This is a genomic window from Brevibacillus centrosporus, assembly GCF_003710815.1.
In the GTDB taxonomy this organism is placed as follows: Bacteria; Bacillota; Bacilli; order Brevibacillales; family Brevibacillaceae; genus Brevibacillus; species Brevibacillus centrosporus.
Map to the genome: position 1 here is coordinate 1 of NZ_RHHP01000004.1, position 20,227 is coordinate 20,227.

Annotated in this window: 23 protein-coding genes, 1 tRNA gene and 1 riboswitch; of the genes, 3 read left to right on the top strand and 21 right to left on the bottom strand. The window is 49.6% G+C overall.

Annotated elements, in window-relative coordinates; translation table 11 throughout:
- Positions 1–24: 24 nt before the first annotated feature.
- A tRNA-Ser gene (locus EDM55_RS05850) sits at positions 25–117 on the bottom strand.
- Between the two features lie 264 nt (positions 118–381).
- Here EDM55_RS05850 and EDM55_RS05855 point away from each other — a divergent pair.
- Complete coding sequence (locus EDM55_RS05855) at positions 382–627, top strand: phospholipase A2 family protein (protein ID WP_092267912.1); 246 nt, start codon at positions 382–384, stop codon at positions 625–627.
- Positions 628–1,063: 436 nt separating this feature from the next.
- Here the strand turns inward: EDM55_RS05855 and thiM are convergent, their stop codons facing one another.
- The 10 genes from thiM to EDM55_RS05910 all read right to left on the bottom strand — a co-directional run bounded on the left by thiM (position 1,064) and on the right by EDM55_RS05910 (position 10,093).
- Complete coding sequence (gene thiM / locus EDM55_RS05865) at positions 1,064–1,873, bottom strand: hydroxyethylthiazole kinase (protein WP_122959840.1); 810 nt, start codon at positions 1,871–1,873, stop codon at positions 1,064–1,066.
- A gap of 21 nt (positions 1,874–1,894) precedes the next feature.
- Positions 1,895–2,377, bottom strand: coding sequence for a hypothetical protein (locus tag EDM55_RS05870; RefSeq protein ID WP_246071060.1), 483 nt, complete (start codon positions 2,375–2,377; stop codon positions 1,895–1,897).
- A gap of 306 nt (positions 2,378–2,683) precedes the next feature.
- A complete protein-coding gene (locus EDM55_RS05875) occupies positions 2,684–3,166 on the bottom strand; it encodes a hypothetical protein (RefSeq protein WP_122959841.1) in 483 nt (160 codons plus the stop codon).
- A gap of 178 nt (positions 3,167–3,344) precedes the next feature.
- Entirely contained in the window at positions 3,345–3,998 is a 654-nt protein-coding gene (locus EDM55_RS05880; protein WP_092267666.1) for a YitT family protein, read from the bottom strand.
- Between the two features lie 276 nt (positions 3,999–4,274).
- Positions 4,275–4,841, bottom strand: coding sequence for a bifunctional adenosylcobinamide kinase/adenosylcobinamide-phosphate guanylyltransferase (gene cobU / locus EDM55_RS05885; RefSeq protein WP_122959842.1), 567 nt, complete (start codon positions 4,839–4,841; stop codon positions 4,275–4,277).
- 18 nt (positions 4,842–4,859) lie between these two features.
- Positions 4,860–5,636, bottom strand: coding sequence for an ABC transporter ATP-binding protein (locus EDM55_RS05890; RefSeq protein ID WP_092267664.1), 777 nt, complete (start codon positions 5,634–5,636; stop codon positions 4,860–4,862).
- A gap of 5 nt (positions 5,637–5,641) precedes the next feature.
- Positions 5,642–6,679, bottom strand: a complete 1,038-nt coding sequence (locus tag EDM55_RS05895; RefSeq protein WP_122959843.1) for a FecCD family ABC transporter permease — start codon at positions 6,677–6,679, stop codon at positions 5,642–5,644.
- Position 6,680: 1 nt separating this feature from the next.
- Positions 6,681–7,667, bottom strand: a complete 987-nt coding sequence (locus EDM55_RS05900) for an ABC transporter substrate-binding protein (protein ID WP_092267662.1) — start codon at positions 7,665–7,667, stop codon at positions 6,681–6,683.
- 182 nt (positions 7,668–7,849) lie between these two features.
- Positions 7,850–8,009, bottom strand: a riboswitch (cobalamin riboswitch).
- Between the two features lie 121 nt (positions 8,010–8,130).
- Complete coding sequence (locus tag EDM55_RS05905; RefSeq protein WP_092267661.1) at positions 8,131–9,078, bottom strand: MBL fold metallo-hydrolase; 948 nt, start codon at positions 9,076–9,078, stop codon at positions 8,131–8,133.
- A gap of 76 nt (positions 9,079–9,154) precedes the next feature.
- Positions 9,155–10,093 (bottom strand): phosphotransferase family protein, encoded by a 939-nt coding sequence (locus EDM55_RS05910; RefSeq protein ID WP_092267660.1) that lies wholly within the window; start codon positions 10,091–10,093, stop codon positions 9,155–9,157.
- Between the two features lie 56 nt (positions 10,094–10,149).
- Here EDM55_RS05910 and EDM55_RS05915 point away from each other — a divergent pair, with 56 nt between their 5' ends.
- Entirely contained in the window at positions 10,150–10,728 is a 579-nt protein-coding gene (locus EDM55_RS05915) for a pyridoxamine 5'-phosphate oxidase family protein (protein ID WP_092267659.1), read from the top strand.
- On the opposite strand, the gene EDM55_RS05920 is transcribed toward EDM55_RS05915, so the two are convergent.
- Positions 10,717–11,472 carry an SDR family oxidoreductase gene (locus EDM55_RS05920; RefSeq protein ID WP_092267658.1) on the bottom strand — a complete coding sequence of 252 codons (756 nt, stop codon included), beginning with the start codon at positions 11,470–11,472 and terminating at the stop codon, positions 10,717–10,719. The two genes, EDM55_RS05915 and EDM55_RS05920, sit on opposite strands and share 12 nt — an antisense overlap.
- 319 nt (positions 11,473–11,791) lie before the next feature.
- Entirely contained in the window at positions 11,792–13,030 is a 1,239-nt protein-coding gene (locus tag EDM55_RS05930; RefSeq protein WP_092267657.1) for an APC family permease, read from the bottom strand.
- 193 nt (positions 13,031–13,223) lie between these two features.
- Between EDM55_RS05930 and EDM55_RS05935 the strand changes: the two genes are divergently transcribed.
- Positions 13,224–13,583 (top strand): nuclear transport factor 2 family protein, encoded by a 360-nt coding sequence (locus tag EDM55_RS05935; RefSeq protein ID WP_092267656.1) that lies wholly within the window; start codon positions 13,224–13,226, stop codon positions 13,581–13,583.
- Positions 13,584–13,992: 409 nt separating this feature from the next.
- Here EDM55_RS05935 and EDM55_RS05940 read toward each other — a convergent pair whose 3' ends face one another.
- The 8 genes from EDM55_RS05940 to EDM55_RS05975 form a co-directional block, all read right to left on the bottom strand.
- Positions 13,993–14,877 carry a hypothetical protein gene (locus EDM55_RS05940; RefSeq protein WP_092267655.1) on the bottom strand — a complete coding sequence of 295 codons (885 nt, stop codon included), beginning with the start codon at positions 14,875–14,877 and terminating at the stop codon, positions 13,993–13,995.
- Between the two features lie 158 nt (positions 14,878–15,035).
- Positions 15,036–16,007, bottom strand: a complete 972-nt coding sequence (locus tag EDM55_RS05945; protein ID WP_092267654.1) for an aldo/keto reductase — start codon at positions 16,005–16,007, stop codon at positions 15,036–15,038.
- A gap of 224 nt (positions 16,008–16,231) precedes the next feature.
- A complete protein-coding gene (locus EDM55_RS05950) occupies positions 16,232–16,690 on the bottom strand; it encodes a DinB family protein (protein WP_373863345.1) in 459 nt (152 codons plus the stop codon).
- 184 nt (positions 16,691–16,874) lie between these two features.
- Positions 16,875–17,807 carry a manganese-dependent inorganic pyrophosphatase gene (locus EDM55_RS05955; RefSeq protein ID WP_122959845.1) on the bottom strand — a complete coding sequence of 311 codons (933 nt, stop codon included), beginning with the start codon at positions 17,805–17,807 and terminating at the stop codon, positions 16,875–16,877.
- A 148-nt stretch (positions 17,808–17,955) separates the two neighbouring features.
- The gene (locus EDM55_RS05960) at positions 17,956–18,375 is read right to left on the bottom strand and encodes a MarR family winged helix-turn-helix transcriptional regulator (RefSeq protein WP_092267651.1); all 420 of its coding nucleotides are present in this window, start codon (positions 18,373–18,375) and stop codon (positions 17,956–17,958) included.
- A gap of 116 nt (positions 18,376–18,491) precedes the next feature.
- Entirely contained in the window at positions 18,492–19,226 is a 735-nt protein-coding gene (locus tag EDM55_RS05965; RefSeq protein WP_122959846.1) for an SDR family NAD(P)-dependent oxidoreductase, read from the bottom strand.
- Positions 19,227–19,366: 140 nt separating this feature from the next.
- On the bottom strand, positions 19,367–19,903 hold the full coding sequence (locus EDM55_RS05970; protein WP_092267649.1) for a GNAT family N-acetyltransferase: 537 nt from the start codon (positions 19,901–19,903) through the stop codon (positions 19,367–19,369).
- Positions 19,904–19,992: 89 nt separating this feature from the next.
- Positions 19,993–20,199 carry a CLC_0170 family protein gene (locus EDM55_RS05975; protein ID WP_092267648.1) on the bottom strand — a complete coding sequence of 69 codons (207 nt, stop codon included), beginning with the start codon at positions 20,197–20,199 and terminating at the stop codon, positions 19,993–19,995.
- Between the last annotated feature and the right edge of the window lie 28 nt (positions 20,200–20,227).

The window sequence follows — 20,227 nt, forward strand, 5'->3', positions numbered from 1 at the left end:
CCGCTTCACCAACGGGCCAAAATATGGCGGATGGAGTGGGATTTGAACCCACGAGACGGGTCGACCCCGCCTACACGATTTCCAATCGTGCTCCTTCGGCCGCTCGGACATCCATCCCTATTATTTTGCCAACTTGCTCGGCAAGAAATAATCTATCATATCTTTTCTATGATTTCAAGAGTTGTTTTAGAAGTTTTGGCTGATAAAAAAATGTCAAAATTCGGCTCCCTTTCCTCGGAGCAAAATGGAGATCTTTCTCCAAAAGAAGGGCATCCTGCCTAAAGCATTCCTGCCCCTGTTCCAATAATCTAACAGTAACTCTTACAAGCGTGGTGATGCTCATTGTTCAATAAAAAGCGCCGTCGAAATCAATTGCCTTGTTTGTATGGAAATTGGTGCGGCCCCGGTTGTTCTGGACCTGGTGCACCGATCGACGAGATCGACAGATGCTGCAAAAGGCACGATCGCTGCTACGAAAAGCGCGGTTATTTTTCTTGCAGCTGCGACAAGGAGCTGCTCAGATGCTTGGCAAGCAAAAAGCATGATCTCTCCACCGAAAAGGGCAGAGTAGCTGCCATGATCTCAGCTTATTTTACACGCAGTAAATGCATCCCAGATAACCGCTAAAGCGACCATTGACAGAATACTCTTTGTAGTCGATCTTCATACAAAAATCGGTAACAACTTGGACATGATCCTGCCACAAATTGTATGCATTTCCCAGTAATTATTTGGTACTCTAGTTAATGTCCAAGGAGGGTAGCACCGTGGAATTGCACATCTGCACGGACGCCAAGGTGGCAGTGGCGTTAAAGAGAGAAATCATTTGCCATGGAATCTCCCAGTTCTATTTACGTCCTTACGAAAATGATCAAGTCGAATTCATATTCCTCGCTCTTTCCGAACATCAGAAGAAGCTGCTATCATATGCGTTACGCAATTACAGCTACGCCCTAACATACTTAGCCTAGTCATAGTCCGGATCATTTTCTCCCCACTTTGGGGGGATTTTTTATTTGCAGGAACCAGTTGCTATGACGATGAACCTCTTTCAAGGAGGAGCTTATTCGAGGAATTCCAGCTGTCCTTGTCTATGCACATCATCTACAGTCATCGCTGCCAATTCGTTCAGAAATTGAATTTGGAAGCTGCCCGGACCTTCTCCAGCAGCTTTCGCGGCTGCTTTTTCTGCCGCTACCCCATAGCACACCAGTGCAGCAGCTCCTGCAAACAGTCTGTCCTCGCCTACTGCTGCAAACGCCCCCATAACCGATGTCAACAGGCAGCCCGTTCCGGTTACTTTGGTCAGAATCGGATGGCCGTTACGAATCACATAGGTGCGTTCCCCATCTGTGATTACGTCTTCCTTGCCAGTGATTGCGACAATTGTGCCCAGCCTTTTCGCCGCCTGTTTCGCCAGTGACACAGGATCTCCTTTACCTTCTCCCGCGTCGACGCCTTTGATTTCCCAAGACTCCCCAACTACATTCGCGATCTCGGCCGCGTTCCCTCGCACAATGGAAACGGCTACGCTCTTGACCAATTCCTGCGCTGTTTCCGTACGATAAGCGGTTGCTCCTGCCCCCACCGGGTCAAAGAGAACCGGAACACCGTGTTCGTTCGCAGATTTCCCTGCGATGTGCATGGCTTCCACAACCTTGTCATCCAAAGTCCCCATATTCAGCACGAGTGCACCTGCTATTTTCGCCATGTCCGCAACCTCTTGCTTGGCATACGCCATCACGGGAGAGGCTCCGAGTGCCAATAGTCCATTGGCCGTAAAATTGGTGACGACAACGTTCGTGATATTATGAATGAGCGGATTCACCGCTCTCACTTTTTCCAAAGCTTGTCCGACTCGATCGATGCTCATGAAAAAATGCCCCTTTCAGTATTAGGAGTCAGGAATGATTTTATGTATTTCCAGTACGTTTCCCAATTCTGCGTGTTCCCGCCCCACCCCTATGATGATATAGGATCTACCTACAAGAGGCAATTGTCTGGCACTTCCGATTACGGCTACCCGCTCCCCTTCCTTTGGCATGACGTAGCCATGGTAACGGGGATGTCCATCATCCGCTTGAATCAGCTCGTATTGCTCGAGAACGCCCGTGACTTTCGTCCGTTCATCCTCGTAGCCAATCCGATTTTCTTCGACCCACTTCTCCTTTAAATCATCCACGGATAAATCCTTCCAATTGACAAGGAAGGCCCAGTCCTTTGAATGGGGAAAAATATGTTTTGTTTCTTCTAAAAAGTGATTGTATTCCGTATGTAATTGATCAATATAATGATCTTCCTCTTCGGAGATGACACGGATGGAATCTTCTCCGCATGTATGAATATGATGGGCAAGGTATTTGAAGGATTCGATCATGTCAAAGTTCCCCCAACCCCATGCCTGTTCACCGAAAACTCCCCCGCGAGTTCGGCATTTCTGGCAACTGAAGTAGTAGTATGTAGGCATATGTTCCCCTGTCTCCCTTTTTCGTCTCTATTCTGGTATCGGATGTATATGTGATGGGATTTATGTTACATTGGAACCGATTTTCACGCGAGGACACAATTATTCTGCTATGGTTATCTCCTACTTATGCCTTGATTCGCCTTCGCTTCAAAGTCTCCCTGCATCACATTACTCACGTTTTGTCTAAAATACAGGATATTATGCCCAGTTTTTCCTTTAGGACGATCGATGTGCTTCGTATTTTTCCATGTTGTAGGCAAAAAGGCGTCGCTCAAACTTACCTTTGGCGCCGATTAGCTGGTACCACTTCTCCCCAATCAGCAGGTCCGTCGAAAGATCTTTTTCCAAAAAATATTGGATGTTGCGTCGAACAGCTTCTTCCTCTTCTTTCTGGTCTTTCCAAGATAATGCTACTACAAAATAAGTTGTCTTATCATCTATTTCCAGCAATTCCAGGCGAACGATCCCTTTCTTTTTTGCGTTGAGCTCCTCCACCACTTTTCTCAAGCTTTTCTCGGCGTCCAGATGGTATTTACTCGCCTCTCTCCAGCTTGAGATGCAGGAATCGTACAATGAGAAGGTGAGAATGTAATGAATCGAATAATCCTGTGGGACAAAGACCTCCTCAATTCCTTCCTCATTTTCTTCCATGGGGATGACCACAAATTCCTTGTAGTTTCCAAAGAAATTTTCGCTCATACGCATTTCCTTTCTTTCGTCCTACATAAGATGATGGCATTCCTATTCGATATTATCTACTCGCGCGCGAAATATTACGGTACCAAATATTACGTAAAAAAGACCTTGCCCAATCCTTTAGGCAAGGTCTTTCCCATTTTCTTTTCTATTCGCACGTCTTTCAACAAGAATCTCACTATTATCTGTGTGTCACGGATACACTTCCATGACCCTCTTCGCCTTCTTCGGCAACCACTGCATGGGAAGTCACTGTCCACGTAATGACACGACTGGAAATGACAACGGCCAAGATCGTAAAGACCATTTCTTTTACAGGCACATACCAGAAAGACAATGTCAAAACCATGACGTCCAGCAAGAGAAAAATGGTACCAATCGAAAGGCCCGTGTATTTGCTCAGCAGCAAGGACAAAATATCGTCCCCTCCGGTAGCTGCACCAAATCGCAGTACCAATCCCGTACCCAATCCAGTCAAAATACCGGAAAGAATAGAGGCCACAGGCATCATGCTGCTCAAGTCAACAACAAGCGGCGAATACCGTTCAAACAAATCATAGAAAACGGTAAACGACAGGGATGCCAAGATCGTATCCCCAATGAATTGACGTCCTCTTACCAGCCAAGCCACCAAAAAAAGTGGGATGTCGAGCAAGAGCATCACGGTCGCTGGAGACAGGTCAAAAGCGTATTTCGCCACCAGACCCAGACCAACGAATCCACCCTCAGACAGGTGGTTTTGAAAATTAATGTGATAATAGGTAAAAGCTAATAAACACGCGCCAAACAAAATCAAACTATACCGTCGGATTACTTGCAGCGCTCTCCTCATCATGAATTCCTCGCAATTTTGTCGGTTTTGGCACAGACGGCCAACCGACTATGGAGGTAATTCGCAGGTATAAGTCGCTACTCATACAAAAGACCTCGCTTCCGTAGTAGGTTGGTCGTCTAAAAGTGACGAACGACTACTACGAAGCTAGATGTAGGAGAGGTCAAAACGTTTCCAGATCGTCCTATAGGGACGCATGGTATCCTGATCCCTTCCATTGCTTTTCTTTTATTATACCACAAAAAGGACGAAAACGCGAACCTGCTTCAGGTCCGCGCCTTAGAAAATGAACTCCCTGCTTTTCAATTCAACCGGAATACCAGCCGTAACGAGAAAGACCCTATCGCATACCGCGGCAATTCGCTGGTTCATGACACCTGCCAGATCGCGAAACAGGCGCCCCAGCGGATATTCGGGAACGATGCCGTATCCGACCTCGTTGGTCACCAGCAGCAGGGTTCCGGGGAAGGCTCGCAGCGTATCCACAAGTAACGCCATTTGCTCATCGATTCGTTCCACTGCCCTGTCCTGCTCAAAACGCAGCAGCCAATTCGAAAGCCAGAGGATCAGACAGTCCACCACAACTACCGTCTCCTCCTCCCACAGCTTTGCGGCTGCAGCCAGCTCTCGTAGAATGGCATTTAACTCTTGCGGCTCTTCGATGGTATCCCATGGAATAGCTGCCTGTGCTCTGCGCAGCTGATGCTTTTTGATCCTCTCCTCGAGTTCTTCATCAAAAACGGGAGAAGTAGCGATATAGATCCCCTTTGCACCCAGACGCGCCGCATATTTTTCGGCGAATGAGCTTTTGCCACTCTTGGCGCCACCCGTAATCAGCACGACCATGTGGTTCCCCCTTATCTATCAAGATCCTGCTTGCAGAATGATCTGTGGACGATGATGCACGGGATGCTCCATTACGATTGGTTTCGTTCCGTACACTTGTTCAATCAGCGCGCTTTGCAAAATATCCTGGGGGTTCCCTACACTGATTTGATTTCCTTTGTGCAGCATCAGAATCCGATCACAGTAGAGCGAAGCCAAATTTAGATCATGCAGGACAGCTACGACTGTTACTTGCGTATTCTTCTGCCAGCTGCGGGCAATATCCATCAGCTGTATCTGGTACCCAATATCCAAAAACGTCGTCGGTTCATCCAGCAGCAGCACCCTTGGCTTTTGTACCAAAGCTTTCCCTAAAGCGACACGCTGCTTTTCTCCACCGCTTAGCTGGTCCAGCGTCCGCTCGGTAAGCTCGCCGAGTCCAAGCTTTTCAATGACTTCTTCAATCAAGGGAGTCGGGTCCTCTGGTTCTTCTCCCAACCAGTTCTGATAAGGAAATCTGCCCATCTCCAGCACCTCTCGCACGCGAAAACCCACGGGAGGGAGGGCTTCCTGCTCGAGGACAGCCAAAAGGCGCGCAAGCTCTTTGCGGGAATAGGAGCCCATTCGTTTGCCATTCAGGGAAATTTCACCGCCATCTGCAGGCACAACCCCTGAGATCATTTTCAGCAGGGTAGATTTTCCGCTTCCATTTGGGCCGATAATGCCAAAAAACTCGCCACGAGCTATGGAAAAGCGGGCGCCCTTCACGACCTGCTTGCCGTTGTACGATTTATGTACGGAAGCTACCTCAATCACTGGACTTATCTCCCTCCAACCCGCTTATTCTTTTTCAAAAGGTAGGCAAAAAACGGTGCACCCAGGAATGCCGTAACGACACCCAATGGAATCTCTGTCGGCACAAGCAGCATCCGGGCCAGCGTATCTGCCCAAAGGACGTAAATTCCGCCAAAAATCGTGGACATCGGTAAAAGGATTCGATAATCTGGTCCGACCATCATGCGTACGAGGTGGGGAACGACTAGCCCGACGAAACCGATAATTCCGGAAATGGAAACAGCTGCAGCCGTTAAAAGCGTTGCGACAATCAGCACGACGAGCTTCGTCCGATCCACATGCACCCCGAGGTGAGCTGCCTGCCTTTCCCCTAGCGCAAACAGATTTAGTGCACGCGAATACGTTGTCAAAATGATCAAGCCGACGAGCAGATAGGGAAACAACACATACGTAAACTGCCAGCCGCGAAAAGACAGGCTTCCCATCAACCAGAATACAATTTCATTGACGGTCTGGTCCGAGAGCGAGACCATAAAGGACACGAGTGAGCCGAGAAAAGCCTGAACGACAACACCAGACAATAGCAGCGTCTCCGTCTGCAGCTTCCCCTGTGTATTCGCCAAGCGCATCACGATCCACAAGCTGAGAAAGCCTGTAAAAAACGCTATAACAGGCGTACTCCACTCGCCAAGAAAGGAAATATGCAGGCCAAACAGGATCAGGAAGGCTGCCCCTACGGCCGATCCGGAAGCCACTCCCATGGTATACGGATCAGCCAAGGAATTTCGGAGTACTCCTTGAAACCCAGCCCCAGCCAGCGCCAGACAAGCACCCACCAAAATAGCCAGTACCACCCGTGGAAAGCGAACCTTCATGACGATCTGCTCGGCTGACTCAGGCCAGCTCACTGATACGATTTCGGAGAGGCCCGGCACCTGATGAAGCATGATCAGCCAGACTTGAGAGAGCGGCAAATTCGCTGCTCCAAGCGAAATGCTAATGATCACGGATGCAAGCAACAGCAAAAGGCCAGCCCCGCTCCAGATAACCAGTCTCCCTTTCATCCTATTTCACCAAATCTGGATAAATGGCTTTTGCGACTTCCTTCAAGCCCTGGGTAATCCGCGGGCCTGGGCGAGACAGCGTGTTTTGATCCATTCCGTAAATTTGCGACTCACGAATCGCTTTGATTTTTTCCCAGCCGCTGCGGTTCTTGATAATATCCTCAAGCTGCTTCCCTGTCTTTTCATCCGTGATGCCATTTGCATACAGGATCACATCCGGATCATCCTTGACGATTTTTTCCTCGCTGATCGGATTCCAGCCTACTGTATCCGAAGCAATATTCGTCGCACCGGCAAGTGAGATCAGTTCGTCCATGAACTCGCCTTTCCCAACGGTCCAGCCAGGAGAGAACTCCAGATAGACTTTTTTCCGGTCTCCCTGCTTTACGTTTTTCACGGCATCCTGTACGCGGGCGATGTCGTCCTTCATTTGCGCGACCAGTTTCTCTGCCTGCTCCTGCTTATTCGTAATTTTCCCCATCACCAGAATGTTGCCCATGATATCATCCAGCTTTTTTGGCTGTGTCACATAGACTGGCATACCCAACGATTTCAATTTTTCTGCCACAGGCTTTTCCATGGAGATTCCGCCAATGACAAAGTCAGGACTTTGGGACAAAATGGCCTCCTCGTTTGGCTTTACGACCCCGCCGACTTTCGGCTTCGACTTCGCAGCATCAGGATAATCATCGTAATCAGATACTCCGACGATCCGATCATCCAGCCCTAGTGCAAACAATATTTCTGTTTCCGCAGGTGAGGTCGAAACAATCCGCTCCGGTGCTTTTGGGAAGGTCACTTCTTTTCCCGTGGCATCCGTGACTGTCAAAGGATATACCGTTTCCTTGGCTGTCGCCTCTGCCGGTTTCTGTGCAGCTGCTTGCTCTTGTGCTGCAGGCTGAGCTGGCTGTGCAGGCTGATTATTTCCACATCCGACCAGGCTTACGGCAACCAGGAACGGAATGGACATTTTCCACAATCGTTTCATTTCAAAATCTTCCTTTCTTCTCTCGTTGACCTAGGCGAATCTGCCATAAGCGAGCGCAAAAAGACCCTTTACTCCTGCGTTAGAAGTGAAGGGTCGGCTTTTCAGGTCCCAAATGGCGAAATCGCATTGAACTTTATCTGCCATAGACAATCAATCCGGCCGATCCTTTCCGCGAAGGAACCCAGCAGGTAAGCATACAGGCAGGTCTCCTGGCTTTCGGGGAGAAACCCTTCTTTCGGGTTACACCCTTTTACAGTGGCGGGACCGCGCCGGATTTGCACCGACTTCCCTTTTCACCTCGTCCGTTTGTCAACGCGAGGCACCTGTTTGCGAGTACTCCTATCCAATTGTCCCATGCTCTCATACTTCCCCACCATGATAGCATTCCTTAGGAAAAAAAACTAGAAATCTTCCCAACACAAGAGCGGCTCCACCAGAGATAGCTGGCAAAGCCGCTCTTGCTTTATCCGTTATTCTTTTGCAGGTAATCTACAATGCCCATGGCGCAGACAGACAGATCGACCTGAATGATCTTGTAAATCTCATGCTCGTCTGCCACTCCCAATTGGCGCAAGAAATCAGTGACGCGATGCAGGAGCCTTTGCGCGAGATCGTCCTGCGTCAAGCCTTGTGCCAGCACATCTTCCCCTTCTCGAACAAAAACAGGCAGCCACTCACTGACTTGACGAAATGCGTCTTCTACTTGGTCAGTCATGCCAAAGTGTCCGAAGTAGAGCCTGTCCAGCTTTCGTTCCCGATATCGTTCGATAGAAGCCAGCATTTTGTCTGGATTGAACTGATTGGGTGACGTGGATGGCAACACGAAATGGATCCCTTCCTGACGCAGCTGAGGATAGTGCACGCCAGCGGTATCCCCGGTAAACATGCCGTTGCTGACCGGATCGTAAATACTGAAGTGGTGATTGGCATGCCCTGGAGAATCCATGAACTCCAACGTGCAATTCGGCCCAATCTGAAGCGTCTCTTTGTCTGCTTTAATCATCAGTCGGTCTTCTGGAACCGGAACGATCGGGTCGAACAGCTCGTCAAACTGGTCACCGTACACGGCATGTGCACCTGCTATCAGTCTACTGGGCTCAACCAAGTGACGCGCTCCCTTTGGATGAACCACGATGGTCGCATTCGGACATTCCTGCAAAAACAAGCCGGCACCACCCGCATGGTCCAAGTGTATGTGGGTCACGATCACGTATTTGACTTGCTCTGTCGAATACCCTAGCTTTGCCAACCCTTCCCGAATATAAGGAACGGAAGGGCTTGGCCCCGTTTCAATCAAAGTCAATTGTTCTTCCTCAATGACATAGGTGCCTGTTCTCTCTGGCCATCCCATGTCGAAACCGTCAATCAGATGGATGCGCTGCCCCAATTGGAGTGGCTCTTTTGGCTGCATTTCCGCTCTTGCCTCCTTATTGGATAGGAATATTTCCACTTTACCATAAGAAGGGAACAGGCGAAAACCAATCACCTCACCTAGCGACTCGCTCCACCAAGCTTTTGGCATATTCTTCGAGACGATCAGCGATCAAGGCATCGGTCAAGCCTGTAAAGCCCAGTGCTGTCCAGCCGGCATACACCTGAGGCGGTCCAAACAAAATATCAGTCAAGGAAACGAGGTCCCAGTACGGGTCATACCTAAAAGATTCTCCTGCTTCCTGCTGGTACGCCGACAAAAACGCATCAGCCGTTTCTACGTCATAGAGCTGGGCAAGGTTGACTCGACAGTGACCTACATCAACGCCCACTGGTCCTGCGCAAGCATTCACCCAATCGACTACCCCACTTACCTCTCCATTTGCCCAAAGAACATTGGTCGGGTGATAGTCCCTGTGAATAAATCTCGGAGGAAATACCGGGCGCGGCTGCTTTACAAAGTCGATTACCTGCTGCCACATGGCTCGATCCTTTCCCCAACCCGGAGCCTCCAGTGTTTCGAGGCTTTGGTATGTAGCGTACTTCCAGGGGAAGTCGTCTGTATCGCTGTTGTGTATGGTGACGAGCGTACTCGCCAGTCCATTGATCCATCCCTGCTTGTCACGGGGCTCTAGAACAACGGAGCCGTTCAGGTGAGACATGAGCACTGCAGGAACATTGCCATGCTCTCCTGTTTCGTCGTAGGCGATCAGCTTTGGCGTCGGTATCGCCAATCGCTCCGCATGGCGAAGACTTGCCGCTTCATGCCATGCCAAGTCCGGCTCTTCCCGAAGCCAATCCTCGTTGTTGAACTGCCGGATAACATAGTTCTGCTCTACCCCCGATCGTCGCAGCGTGATACGATGAATGAGGGAGGAAATTCCTCCCTGAAGCTGTTGAACGTGGAGGACCTCAGAAGCTGCTTCCACGGATGCAACGATCCATCGCAGGACCCGCTCTGGCATATCCATTTCCTTTGTGCGGTCGCTTGTCATAAGCAGTCCTTCTTTCGCAGATTTCCTTGTACCCATTTGATAGGGAGGTGTATGACTTGGGAAAACAATTTTCCGAGATCTTACCTGAGCATGAAGCTTTCATCAAAAAGCAGCATCTGTTTTTCGTCGGCTCCGCTCCATCTGATGACCTCGGCCATGTAAATCTGTCACCAAAAGGCTATGACACGCTGCGAATTCTCTCCTCGACAGAAGTCGCCTACCTCGACCTGACCGGCAGCGGCAATGAAACAAGCGCCCACCTCGCTGAGAACGGGCGCATTACCATTATGTTCGTGGCCTTTGAAGGCCCACCCATGATCCTGCGTCTGTACGGAAGGGGACAAGTCGTTTTGCCGGATACTCCCGAATGGAATCAGCTTGCCCCTCACTTTGAACTGCTCCCAGGAGCCCGGCAAATCATTGTGGTGAACGTGCAGAGCGTCAAGACCTCGTGCGGCTTTTCAATCCCGTATTACTCCTATGAAGGGGAACGTGACACGCTGCAAAAATGGGCGGTAGCCAAAGGGGAGGATGGCCTTACCGAATACCACCGTGAGAAAAATACCACCAGCATGGACGGACGCGTCACCCCGCTAGGAGAACGACTTCGAGATACTACGGGTTCAACGACGTAAAAAGGCACCTTCCGAGTTGATAACCTGCCCTGTTATCCACTGCGCTTCTTCGCTGGCCAGAAAAACCGCCAAGCGTGCCGCGTCCTCTGGCTGTCCCATACGCCCGAGTAAAAACCTGGGCACGAGCTCTTCCTCCAAAGCAGGGGACATCCAGCCGGTATCGGTCGGACCCGGGTTGATCGCATTTACAGTAATACCGAGCGGCGCCACCTCCGCAGACAGAGTCAGGGTAAAGGCAGAAATGGCTCCCTTGCTTGCCACATACGCCAATTCCCCGAGCATCGGGCCCTGACCTTGTCCAGACGTGAGATTGATGATTCTTCCCGTTTCCCGGTGGTCTTGCTTGATGCGCCGGGCGAATTCTACACTCAGCAAACAGGTTGCCCTGACATTTACGGCATAGTGCGCGTCCATTGTCGCTGCATCCAATAGCTCGAAGCCTTCTCTCGTTGAATAGGCGGCGTTGTTAACCAGGATAGTGGGGGCTCCGATTGCAAGCGCAGCCTTGTCGAGCAGCTGCCTGGGCGCTTCTGGGTCGGCCAAATCGATGGACATCCCCCCGCAGCGTACCCCGTAACCCTCGATTTCTGCTTGAAAGCTGTCTGGCCACTCTTTCTCCGCCTGCCAATGAGCGAAAAAGACATCCGCGCCCTCCTTTGCAAAGGCGCGAGCAATCGCTGCCCCTATGCCCTTTTTATGACTCACTCCTGTAATGACGGCAACGTTCCCTTTGAGCCTCTCCATCCTATCCCTCCTTCGTCGATCAACCCTCTTTTCATTTATTTGGCTACCTTCTTTCCAATTCCTGTTTTTTCGTTATATTACCCTCGTAAATGAAACAAGACTGCCGGTGAGGCTCTACAGTCTTCTGCGCAAGCTCTCCTGCCGGATCCTTCGTTTCCATTGCTTTCACCAGTGTCTGCAAGATCTCGTTTGCCAATCCTCCAGCCGGGCATGCTCTTCCTCTGTCATCCCTTTGAGCTTCTGGTAGGACTTGTTGATTTGCTGCTCCCCGTACTTGGCCCGAATGCCAATCTCGTCGTAGTATCGGAGCGTCCGGGTACTAACGCCCGCCAGGAGCCCCAGTTTTTGTACGGTATATAGCCCAACCGAGAAAAGGGTACAGACCAAACGAGACGATCAGGGAAATCCAGGCGCAGAGTTTGCCCAAGCGAGAATCACGCAGCAACCGCACTCCCGCAAAGCACCCTCCAATGTAGGTCGCAAAAAATGTGGCATTCGGCAATTGAATCAGTTGGGCAAACGAAATCACCCCGCTCGCCAAGAGAATCAACACCACGATAAACGCCATTGAAATGAATGTAAGTCCTCCAATGGGAGTCTTGTATTTCGGATGCAAGATGCCGAACCACTTCGGGGCAATTCCTTCCTGCGCAAGTGAATAGGCGATGCGCGAGGCGGCGCTTCCATAGGCATTCGCCGAGGCAATACAGATGAACAATGCCGTTACAGCGACGATCCATCCGCCGATCGGTCCTAGTGAGAGCTGTACCATAACGCTCAGGGAAGCCGCTGACTTCTGGCTTCCGTAGCTATGTGTCGCAACGGTCAAAAACGCGACGGCAAAGTAAAGCAGGGCAACGACTCCCGCACTCCACAGAACACCGCGAATCGCGTTTTTTTGTGGATTGACAAACTCCTGCGAGAGATGGGTGACCGCTTCCCACCCGATAAAGCACCAAAACAAGAGGACCGCGGTTTGCATGACACTGTACCAGCCGTTTGGCATGAATGGGGTAAAGTTAGCCGCGTCATAGTGAGGAATGGCTGTGAATATGGCGAGCAGCAGGATGGCGATAATCAGCGAAACGACGATCGTCTGTACTTTGCCAGCCAGCTGCAAGCCGAATACGTTCATCAGGAGAACGATGAAGAAGATCAGGGCTGCCATCATGTAAGTCTCACTATCTCCCCAATGCATCAATATCGCAAAATACTTGGCTCCCGTCACTCCCAGGATCGGACCGCCTATCGGCACAGACAAAAGAAAAAACCAGCCTACCGCGTTGCCAAAGCGATCTCCGTAGGCCAGACGGACGAAATGAGAGACTCCTCCTGAGTGAGGGTGCCTAACCGATAACAGCCCCATCGTGATCACCATCGGAAGGACGAGAATAGACATGACCAACCATGCGAGTATCGAAGCAGGACCAGCCAGCTCGGCGGTCAGTCCCGGGATGAGTAGAATTCCCGAGCCAACGACCGCTCCCACATAAAGCGCTACAATTTGAGGTAACGATAAAATCTCTTGGAAAGCGGATTGCACGGGCGTTTGTTTCACGGTAAATCCTCCCTTATGGCCAATACTCTCATCTTACTTAGAATTTGACCTGCTAAAAGGGGCAGTTTTCTGCAAACCAAGAAGGTCAGTTTTTCATCTTGATTGCTCGCTTTTCCCCTCTTCTGCTACCATAGAAAGGAATGAGAATACACCATCATGCTTGCGAACGAGCAGAACTCAAGGAGGCAGTCACATGTCAGAAAAGAAAACACCCGAGCAAGTCGTCCAGTTGCAGTTGGATTACTATAACAAACAGGATGTAGCAGGCTTCGTATCGACCTACACATCCGACATCGAAATCACGGAGCACCCGAGTGGAAACGTGCTCGTGCGGGGAGAAGATGAGCTGCGGGAGCGCTATGCCAAAATGTTTGCAGCCAATCCCAACAATCGTGCGGCTATCCAAAATCGGATTGCATTTGGTTCATTTGTCATCGATCTGGAGGAAGTCAGCGGCCGGGACAACCGGGAACCGTTTCAGGCTGTAGCGATTTATGAGGTAAAGGATCAGTTGATCAAGAAGGTAACGTTTTTGGAAAAAGAGCAAGAATAACCGCTTCTCATTCTCAGAATCCTCACGTTTTTTCAACAGACGTGCCTTTTTTAAGATAAACAAAACGGAGAGGAGCGCCCATGGATTCTATCACGCATACCTTGTTTGGGTTGGCGCTGTACGGTGCAAAAGAAGAAGGATAGCGCGACCAAGAGCATGAAGAAAAGTCTCTTCTTCATGGCACTGGTGGGCAGTCAAATCCCGGATATCGACGTGCTCAGTCAATTCACAGCTACAGGTGAAGTGATGTATCAGATGCCCTTTGTCGTTGTCGTCGATAACGAAGAAGCGCTGGGCATCTATGACCACGCTTTTACCGGAACGGGGAATCCTTTCTATACGAAGCGATCGAAAAAAAATAGAGCGGAGTTCTTCCTCCGCTCTTCTCTCTATTTCCTCGCGCAGGGCACTATTCGCCCAACGTTTTCCAGTACTCGTAAGAATGCACAGCAATCCCGCCATAGGATGCATGCTCAGCCATCAGGATCGGAAGCTTCGTGATCTCTTGGTTCAGATACGCTGCACCTTCCTCATAAAAGGAAACAAAATTGCCTTCGCTGCTCTCTTTGGTTTCTACGCCAAGCATGATCTTCTTCCCAAGGGCATCTGCGTACCCCAGCTCTTGCACGACGAGAGAGGCAATACTGTTAGGTCCATCTACCCTATCCCGGTAGGACATGATCGCCACATGGTCGTGCTGGGCAATCATCCACTGGCTGAGTGTCATGTCTGGAGGGTCCGGCAGCTCGTATTTGTCCAGCCAAAAAGGAATGTCACAGCCAGTCTCAAGCTGAGGGTCCTCATGGGCTAGGTCCAAATAGGCCTTCACATTCTCCCGCCATTGGCTCATGACGTCAGCCTGATCACTCTTCCACTCTGGCAGCAGATACGGCTCGATATCCACATGCACGCCGCTGATTTTTTCTTCTTCCAAAACGCTTTGGTTGTATTGATGCACCCAGCTTACAAAGGCTAACACCTTCTGCTGATTGGCTCGCAACCCCCAAGCTGGGCTGCCGCTGAGCGCATGCACCTCGATGCCGTCCCGGCGAGCATCTCGGATAAATGCTTGATAGTACGAGGGCTTTTTCGTGATGTCGATTTGCAGATACAGAAGGTTTACTCCTTGCTTCTTACTGAATGCGAGAATCTCGTCCGGCTCCGAAGCAACCAGAGACGTGTGCCACAGCCAAACCGCTTTGCGTGGCGCTTCTTGCGGTGATGAAAACCCCGTGATCAAAAGAAATAATGATAACAAACAAACATATGCCGACAATCGTGCTGCAGCTTTCAATTTCCTTCCTCCAAATGCAATTGAGGCAGAATGCCCTGCCCCCAACCACTGTAGTATTCCTTCCTTTTACTCATATCGGCGGCTTTGGCAAATTTTATAAATCAAATATGGAGATCGAGAAAGAAAAAAGCGGCACAGCTGCGTGCCGCCTCCCTTTCCTATTGATTATTCAAAGCTGTTTCGGATACTTCAAAGTCTCCTGCGATCTGACTGGCAATCTCGTTTATGCGGATCAGATCGCCTGCTGACAGATTCACGTTCAAAGCTGCTATATTCTCAATGAGATTTTTGCTCTTTCTGGTCCCTGGAATAGGCACGATATCTTTCCCTTGATGCAGCACCCAGGCCAACGCAACTTGGGAAGCTGTCACTTGCTGCACGCGGGCGATTTCTTCCAGCTGGGCAACAATATCCCTATTTTTCTGGAAGTTCGCTCCTTGAAAACGCGTGAAGTGTCTTCTGATGTCTTGCGCGGAAAAATCCTCGTACCGCTTAATAGTCCCTGTTAAAAAGCCTTTTCCCAGTGGACTGTAGGCAACGATCCCTACCCCAAGCTCCCGCAAAGTGGGAAAAGATTGCTCGATCTCACGTCCCCACAAGGAGTACTCGACTTGAAGAGCTGCAATGGGATGGACTTTCACAGCCTTTTGCAAGGTTTCCATCCCTACATTGGAAAGCCCCAAAAAACGAACTTTTCCGTTCTGTACGAGCTCGCTCATGGCACCTACCGTTTCTTCGATCGGTACCGTGGGATCCGGCATATGCTGATAGTACAAGTCGATATCATCCATGCCAAGTCTTCGCAGGCTTTCTTCAACAGCCTTCTTAACATACGCCGGATGTCCGTTGATTCCGAGAATTTTCCCCTCAGCATCGCGCATCACGCCAAACTTGGTTGCCACAATGGCTTGGGAACGGCGATTCTTTAGCGCTTTGCCAAGAAGGATCTCGTTTGCCCCTCCCACTCCGTACATATCCGCCGTGTCTAGCAGGTCAATCCCTTCATCCAATGCTCGATGGATCGTTTCGATGGATTGTTTATCATCTGCTGCACCATAGAACTCGGACATCCCCATGCATCCTAGACCCATGGCAGATACCTCTAATTGACCCAGTTTTCGTTTTTCCATTTCAGCTCTCCCCTATTGGTCCAATGAATGTTTGAAGTTGCTCTGCTCCGCGGTAGCAGTACCAAAACTATAGAGGATATCCGCAAATAGAAATAGACTTTTTCTCTCCGTTGATTTATTCTGAGGATAAGGTGCGCCCCAAGGAAGATACACGATGCGTTCGTGTTCTGATAGAAAAGAAAACCGTCCATCAAGGTCTTTTTCATCCCTGATGGACGGTTTTTTTATGATTGCGTTGCCCGATAGGCGTCTCTTACACGCTCAATTTGAGCGAGGTGACCGCGAATATGCTGGACTCGGTATTCCAGCAGCTGTTTAAACGTAAATCGCAGTCCATCTGGATACACGCCTCCCCGCTCGGCTTGCTCCTCAGTCAGATGATCCAAAATCGGCTGCATCGAGAGACGAAGCGATTCGAATAGCTGAAGATGCTGTTCGCGATCCAGCACGTCATACCTGAGCTCGTCTACCCATTGATCTTGATCAAAGGAATACAAGAGAGGTTCGTTTTCTGCCAATACCTTTCTCATCCGATGCGTGGACAAGATTTCCGAATCCGTCACATGGATGATGATCTGATGAATGCTCCAATGATCTGGCGCGGGCTTAAACCGGAGCTCTTCCTCGCTTATCCCCTCGATTGCCTCTCTAAGCATCTTGTGTCCGCGACCGTATTCTTCCATCCATGCTTTCACGCATACCCCTCCTGGTTTTCGAGCTTTGCTGCTTCCCCATTCCCTATCGGAACAAGTCTTCTCTTGCCCTCCATTTTACCAAAAGATGGTTTTTCCGGAGAGACCTTTTACACGCAAAAAAACTGCCGGCTACAATTGCTCGGCAGTTTTTTCATCAAAGGACCATTCACCCTTACAGGCTTGCGAAGGTGTCAGTCAGTACAGGTACGATTTGTTTTTTGCGGGAAACGACGCCTTTGAGAACGGCTTTGTTGTCCACCAGGGTCACATTGTACGCCTTCTCTACAGCATGTGCTGCTTTACCGATCGCAACACCTACAGAATCGTTGTTTAAAATGTCGGTTACCGCGAACAGGAACAGGTCCAGACCTTTTTCTGCCACGATCGCAGAAATAGCTGCTTCCAGCTCAGCTTGACGTCCCAATACATCGTTGACGTCTACTGCGTTCACCTGCGCGATTTCTACTTTTGCGCTGCCCATCTGGAATTCTTTTGCATCCAGAGACAACAGCTGTGCGATGGTTTTGTCGCTCAGGTCAGCACCAGCCTTCAGCATTTCAAGACCGTACTGCTCCAGGTTCACACCGGCGATTTCAGCCAGCTCGTGCGCTGCTGCCACGTCTTGCTCCGTGCAGGTCGGAGATTTCAGGAGCAGCGTGTCGGAGATGATAGCCGACAGCATCAGACCCGCGATCGCTTGCGGAATCTCTACGCCGTTTTCTTTGTACATTTTTTTCAGGATGGTGGTCGTGCAGCCAACTGGTTCTGCACGGAAGTAGAGTGGATTGCTCGTCTCAAAGTTCGCAATACGGTGGTGGTCAATGACTTCTACCACTTGCACCTGCTCAATATCGTTTGCGCTTTGTTGGCGCTCGTTGTGGTCGACCAGGATGACTTCGTTTACTTCATTCGCTACGGTTTCCACTTGGCGAGGAGCCGCTACTTTAAAATAGTCCAGTACGAACTGCGTTTCGCTGCTTACCACACCGAGGCGAACCGGCTCTACGTTTGCCCCCAGCTTTGTTTTCAAGTCTGCGTATACCAATGCAGAGCAGATGGAATCCGTGTCAGGATTTTTATGACCGAAAATGAGTTTTTTTTCCATGCTTCATACTCCCTTAGTCTTGTTTTGGCGTCAAAATTATACCATAGGCTTTAGGATATTCCCAAGTAACATTATAGGTTCAAACGCCTTGATTGGAAATAAGAATAGCAGCCCGAACGAAGAATTTGTCCAGACTGCCCTTGTCTTCTTACTGTGACGCATTCAGCTTTTCGTATATTTTTAACAGCTGCTGTCGTTCTTCATCCGTCAGCTTTTCAAACAGATTTCTGCGTAGAGCCTGCCCCTCCTGATTGGCCCGATTCACCATTTCCACGCCTTTATCGGTAATTCCCAAATAAATAATGCGACGGTCGGACTCATCGATAATCCGGATGGCTAATTTTTTTCGTACAAGTTTTTCCGATAAATGAGTGAGCGTAGGAGGAGTCAATCCTAGCGCCCTCGCAATATCGGACGGGCGGCTTCTTCCGCTTTGCTTTAGATGTCCGAGAACAAGTATATGAGAGACACCAAGATCTTCATTGAACATTTTATTCCACTGGATGATCAAGTTGTTTGTAACTTTGTCCATGTTATGGATGATCTCAAAAATCGTCTGTTCCTTCATCAGAGTCGATCCCCGCTTTCTACTAGAAAACCTCTATCGCTGCCGACTCCCGGACAGCTCCCTATACGTTAGGAAAAGCCCCTAATCCAACATTAGGGGCTTTTCTATCATACATGCTATTGAGCGGAGAATCCACCGTCAATCACCAATTCAGCACCAGTGATGTACGCTGAGTCATCAGATGCGAGGAACAATGCCGCTTTGGCAATGTCCGCAGGCTGACCCAAACGCTGCAGCGGAGTCGCCTGAATCAAGCGTCCGAGAAGCTCCTTGGATGTACTCAGCGCTTGTGTCATGGGTGTTTCAATAATTCCGGGGAAAAGGGCATTTACGCGTATCCCGTCACTTCCAAACGCAGTAGCTGCTGCTTTCGATATCGCACGCACAGCGCCCTTGGATGCAGAGTAATGGTTAAAGCCTTGTCCGATCTGCGCCGTATAAGAGGAAATATTGATGATGGAGCCTTGCTTTTGGGCTGCCATATAAGGTGCAACATGCTTCATGCCGGCAAATGGACCAAAACCGTTGATCGCAAGCATTTTCTGCCAATCATCCAGATTGATGTCCTGATACGGCTTCTCCGATGAAATCCCTGCATTGTTGACCAGAATATCAATCTTGCCAAAACGCTCGTTCACTTCTTTTGCCAGGGAAGCCCAGTCTTCATCCGACGAGACATTTAGCTTCATCCCAGATACATTTTCCTTTTTGCTGACGGCTTCCAGTGCGGTTTCATTGATATCTGCTGCAATGACGATGGCGCCTTCCTGACTGAATAGATCGACCATGCATTCCCCAATACCCGATGCTCCACCCGTGATGATGGCTACTTTATTCGCTACTCTTCCCATGTCCAATACCTCCTAGCGTAATTTAATGGAGCCGCCGCTCGTGGCAGAGCCACTCCTTTTATAAAAACTGGCATGGCTCACATGAAAAAAGCTTCCACCAGAATAATGGTGAAAGCTATGCTTTGTATGCTCGGTTATCCTCAATGCTTCCAAGTCAAAACTTCATCCGGATTCGCCACTTCCCTGCCATAAAAACGGTGCGAACGGAAATTATGAATCTCTCGGCAAGCCTTGGCCATATTCTCCAGGATCTCCTTTTGCGGCACCCCATCCGGACTCCAGTAGTACACGATCATCTCATACGGCTCCCCGTTTTGATCCTCCCGCTCGTATTTGATCCGATCAGCCTCCACAAATCCGTTTTTATCGTAAAATCGAGCTCTGCGCACAGTATCCTCATCCTGTTCATCGACCGGCTCCACTTCCAGGAGAATCGTTTTTCCTTTCTCCTTCAGCTTGTTTAAGACCTTTGTGCCCATCCCCTTGCCTCTCGTATTCGGATGAATCAGCAAGTAGTCGATAAAGAGAAAGTTCTCAAACTCCGCGTACAGCAAGAGGTAGTCTTCTGTCTCTTCTTTATGGTACGCATCTTTATCCTCGATCAAAGCACGAAATTGGCCGGGATCCTTCATTTCATGCTCGGGAAAATACTCATTCAGGCGCTCATACCACTGCATGCCGCTCCCCCTTTTGGCAAACACTTCGATCCAGGATTAGCATCTCCGAAAGCCAAGCGTTCCACTCATCGGTCTTTCTGGGATGACCTTCACCAAATTTGGAGCAGCGAATTCACAAGCAAAAGCAAAATACCCAAAATGAGATTGAACCACCCAAGAAATTGGGATGCCTTCTTTTCTTTTTGCATGCCAGGCAGGGCATACCTTTTTACATCCACTTTTAAAATGAGCAAGCCTGAAAGCAATAACATTGGGATCACATAAACAGAAAAACTGATGCTGCCCCCCGTAATCATTCGGCTGATCCTCCAAACGGCAAAAGAC

Bases quoted from the DNA above. Each gene is read 5' to 3' on its own strand.
- EDM55_RS05870 (WP_246071060.1), bottom strand. From the start codon at position 2,377: ATGATCGAATCCTTCAAATACCTTGCCCATCATATTCATACATGCGGA.
- EDM55_RS05905 (WP_092267661.1), bottom strand. From the start codon at position 9,078: ATGCAGCCAAAAGAGCCACTCCAATTGGGGCAGCGCATCCATCTGATT.
- EDM55_RS05950 (WP_373863345.1), bottom strand. From the start codon at position 16,690: ATGGAAGAATACGGTCGCGGACACAAGATGCTTAGAGAGGCAATCGAG.
- EDM55_RS05880 (WP_092267666.1), bottom strand. From the start codon at position 3,998: ATGATGAGGAGAGCGCTGCAAGTAATCCGACGGTATAGTTTGATTTTG.
- EDM55_RS05955 (WP_122959845.1), bottom strand. From the start codon at position 17,807: ATGGAAAAAAAACTCATTTTCGGTCATAAAAATCCTGACACGGATTCC.
- EDM55_RS05965 (WP_122959846.1), bottom strand. From the start codon at position 19,226: ATGGGAAGAGTAGCGAATAAAGTAGCCATCATCACGGGTGGAGCATCG.
- EDM55_RS05910 (WP_092267660.1), bottom strand. From the start codon at position 10,093: ATGACAAGCGACCGCACAAAGGAAATGGATATGCCAGAGCGGGTCCTG.
- EDM55_RS05900 (WP_092267662.1), bottom strand. From the start codon at position 7,667: ATGAAACGATTGTGGAAAATGTCCATTCCGTTCCTGGTTGCCGTAAGC.
- cobU (WP_122959842.1), bottom strand. From the start codon at position 4,841: ATGGTCGTGCTGATTACGGGTGGCGCCAAGAGTGGCAAAAGCTCATTC.
- EDM55_RS05875 (WP_122959841.1), bottom strand. From the start codon at position 3,166: ATGAGCGAAAATTTCTTTGGAAACTACAAGGAATTTGTGGTCATCCCC.
- EDM55_RS05895 (WP_122959843.1), bottom strand. From the start codon at position 6,679: ATGAAAGGGAGACTGGTTATCTGGAGCGGGGCTGGCCTTTTGCTGTTG.
- thiM (WP_122959840.1), bottom strand. From the start codon at position 1,873: ATGAGCATCGATCGAGTCGGACAAGCTTTGGAAAAAGTGAGAGCGGTG.
- EDM55_RS05935 (WP_092267656.1), top strand. From the start codon at position 13,224: ATGTCAGAAAAGAAAACACCCGAGCAAGTCGTCCAGTTGCAGTTGGAT.
- EDM55_RS05920 (WP_092267658.1), bottom strand. From the start codon at position 11,472: ATGGAGAGGCTCAAAGGGAACGTTGCCGTCATTACAGGAGTGAGTCAT.
- EDM55_RS05975 (WP_092267648.1), bottom strand. From the start codon at position 20,199: ATGATTACGGGGGGCAGCATCAGTTTTTCTGTTTATGTGATCCCAATG.
- EDM55_RS05970 (WP_092267649.1), bottom strand. From the start codon at position 19,903: ATGCAGTGGTATGAGCGCCTGAATGAGTATTTTCCCGAGCATGAAATG.
- EDM55_RS05960 (WP_092267651.1), bottom strand. From the start codon at position 18,375: ATGAAGGAACAGACGATTTTTGAGATCATCCATAACATGGACAAAGTT.
- EDM55_RS05945 (WP_092267654.1), bottom strand. From the start codon at position 16,007: ATGGAAAAACGAAAACTGGGTCAATTAGAGGTATCTGCCATGGGTCTA.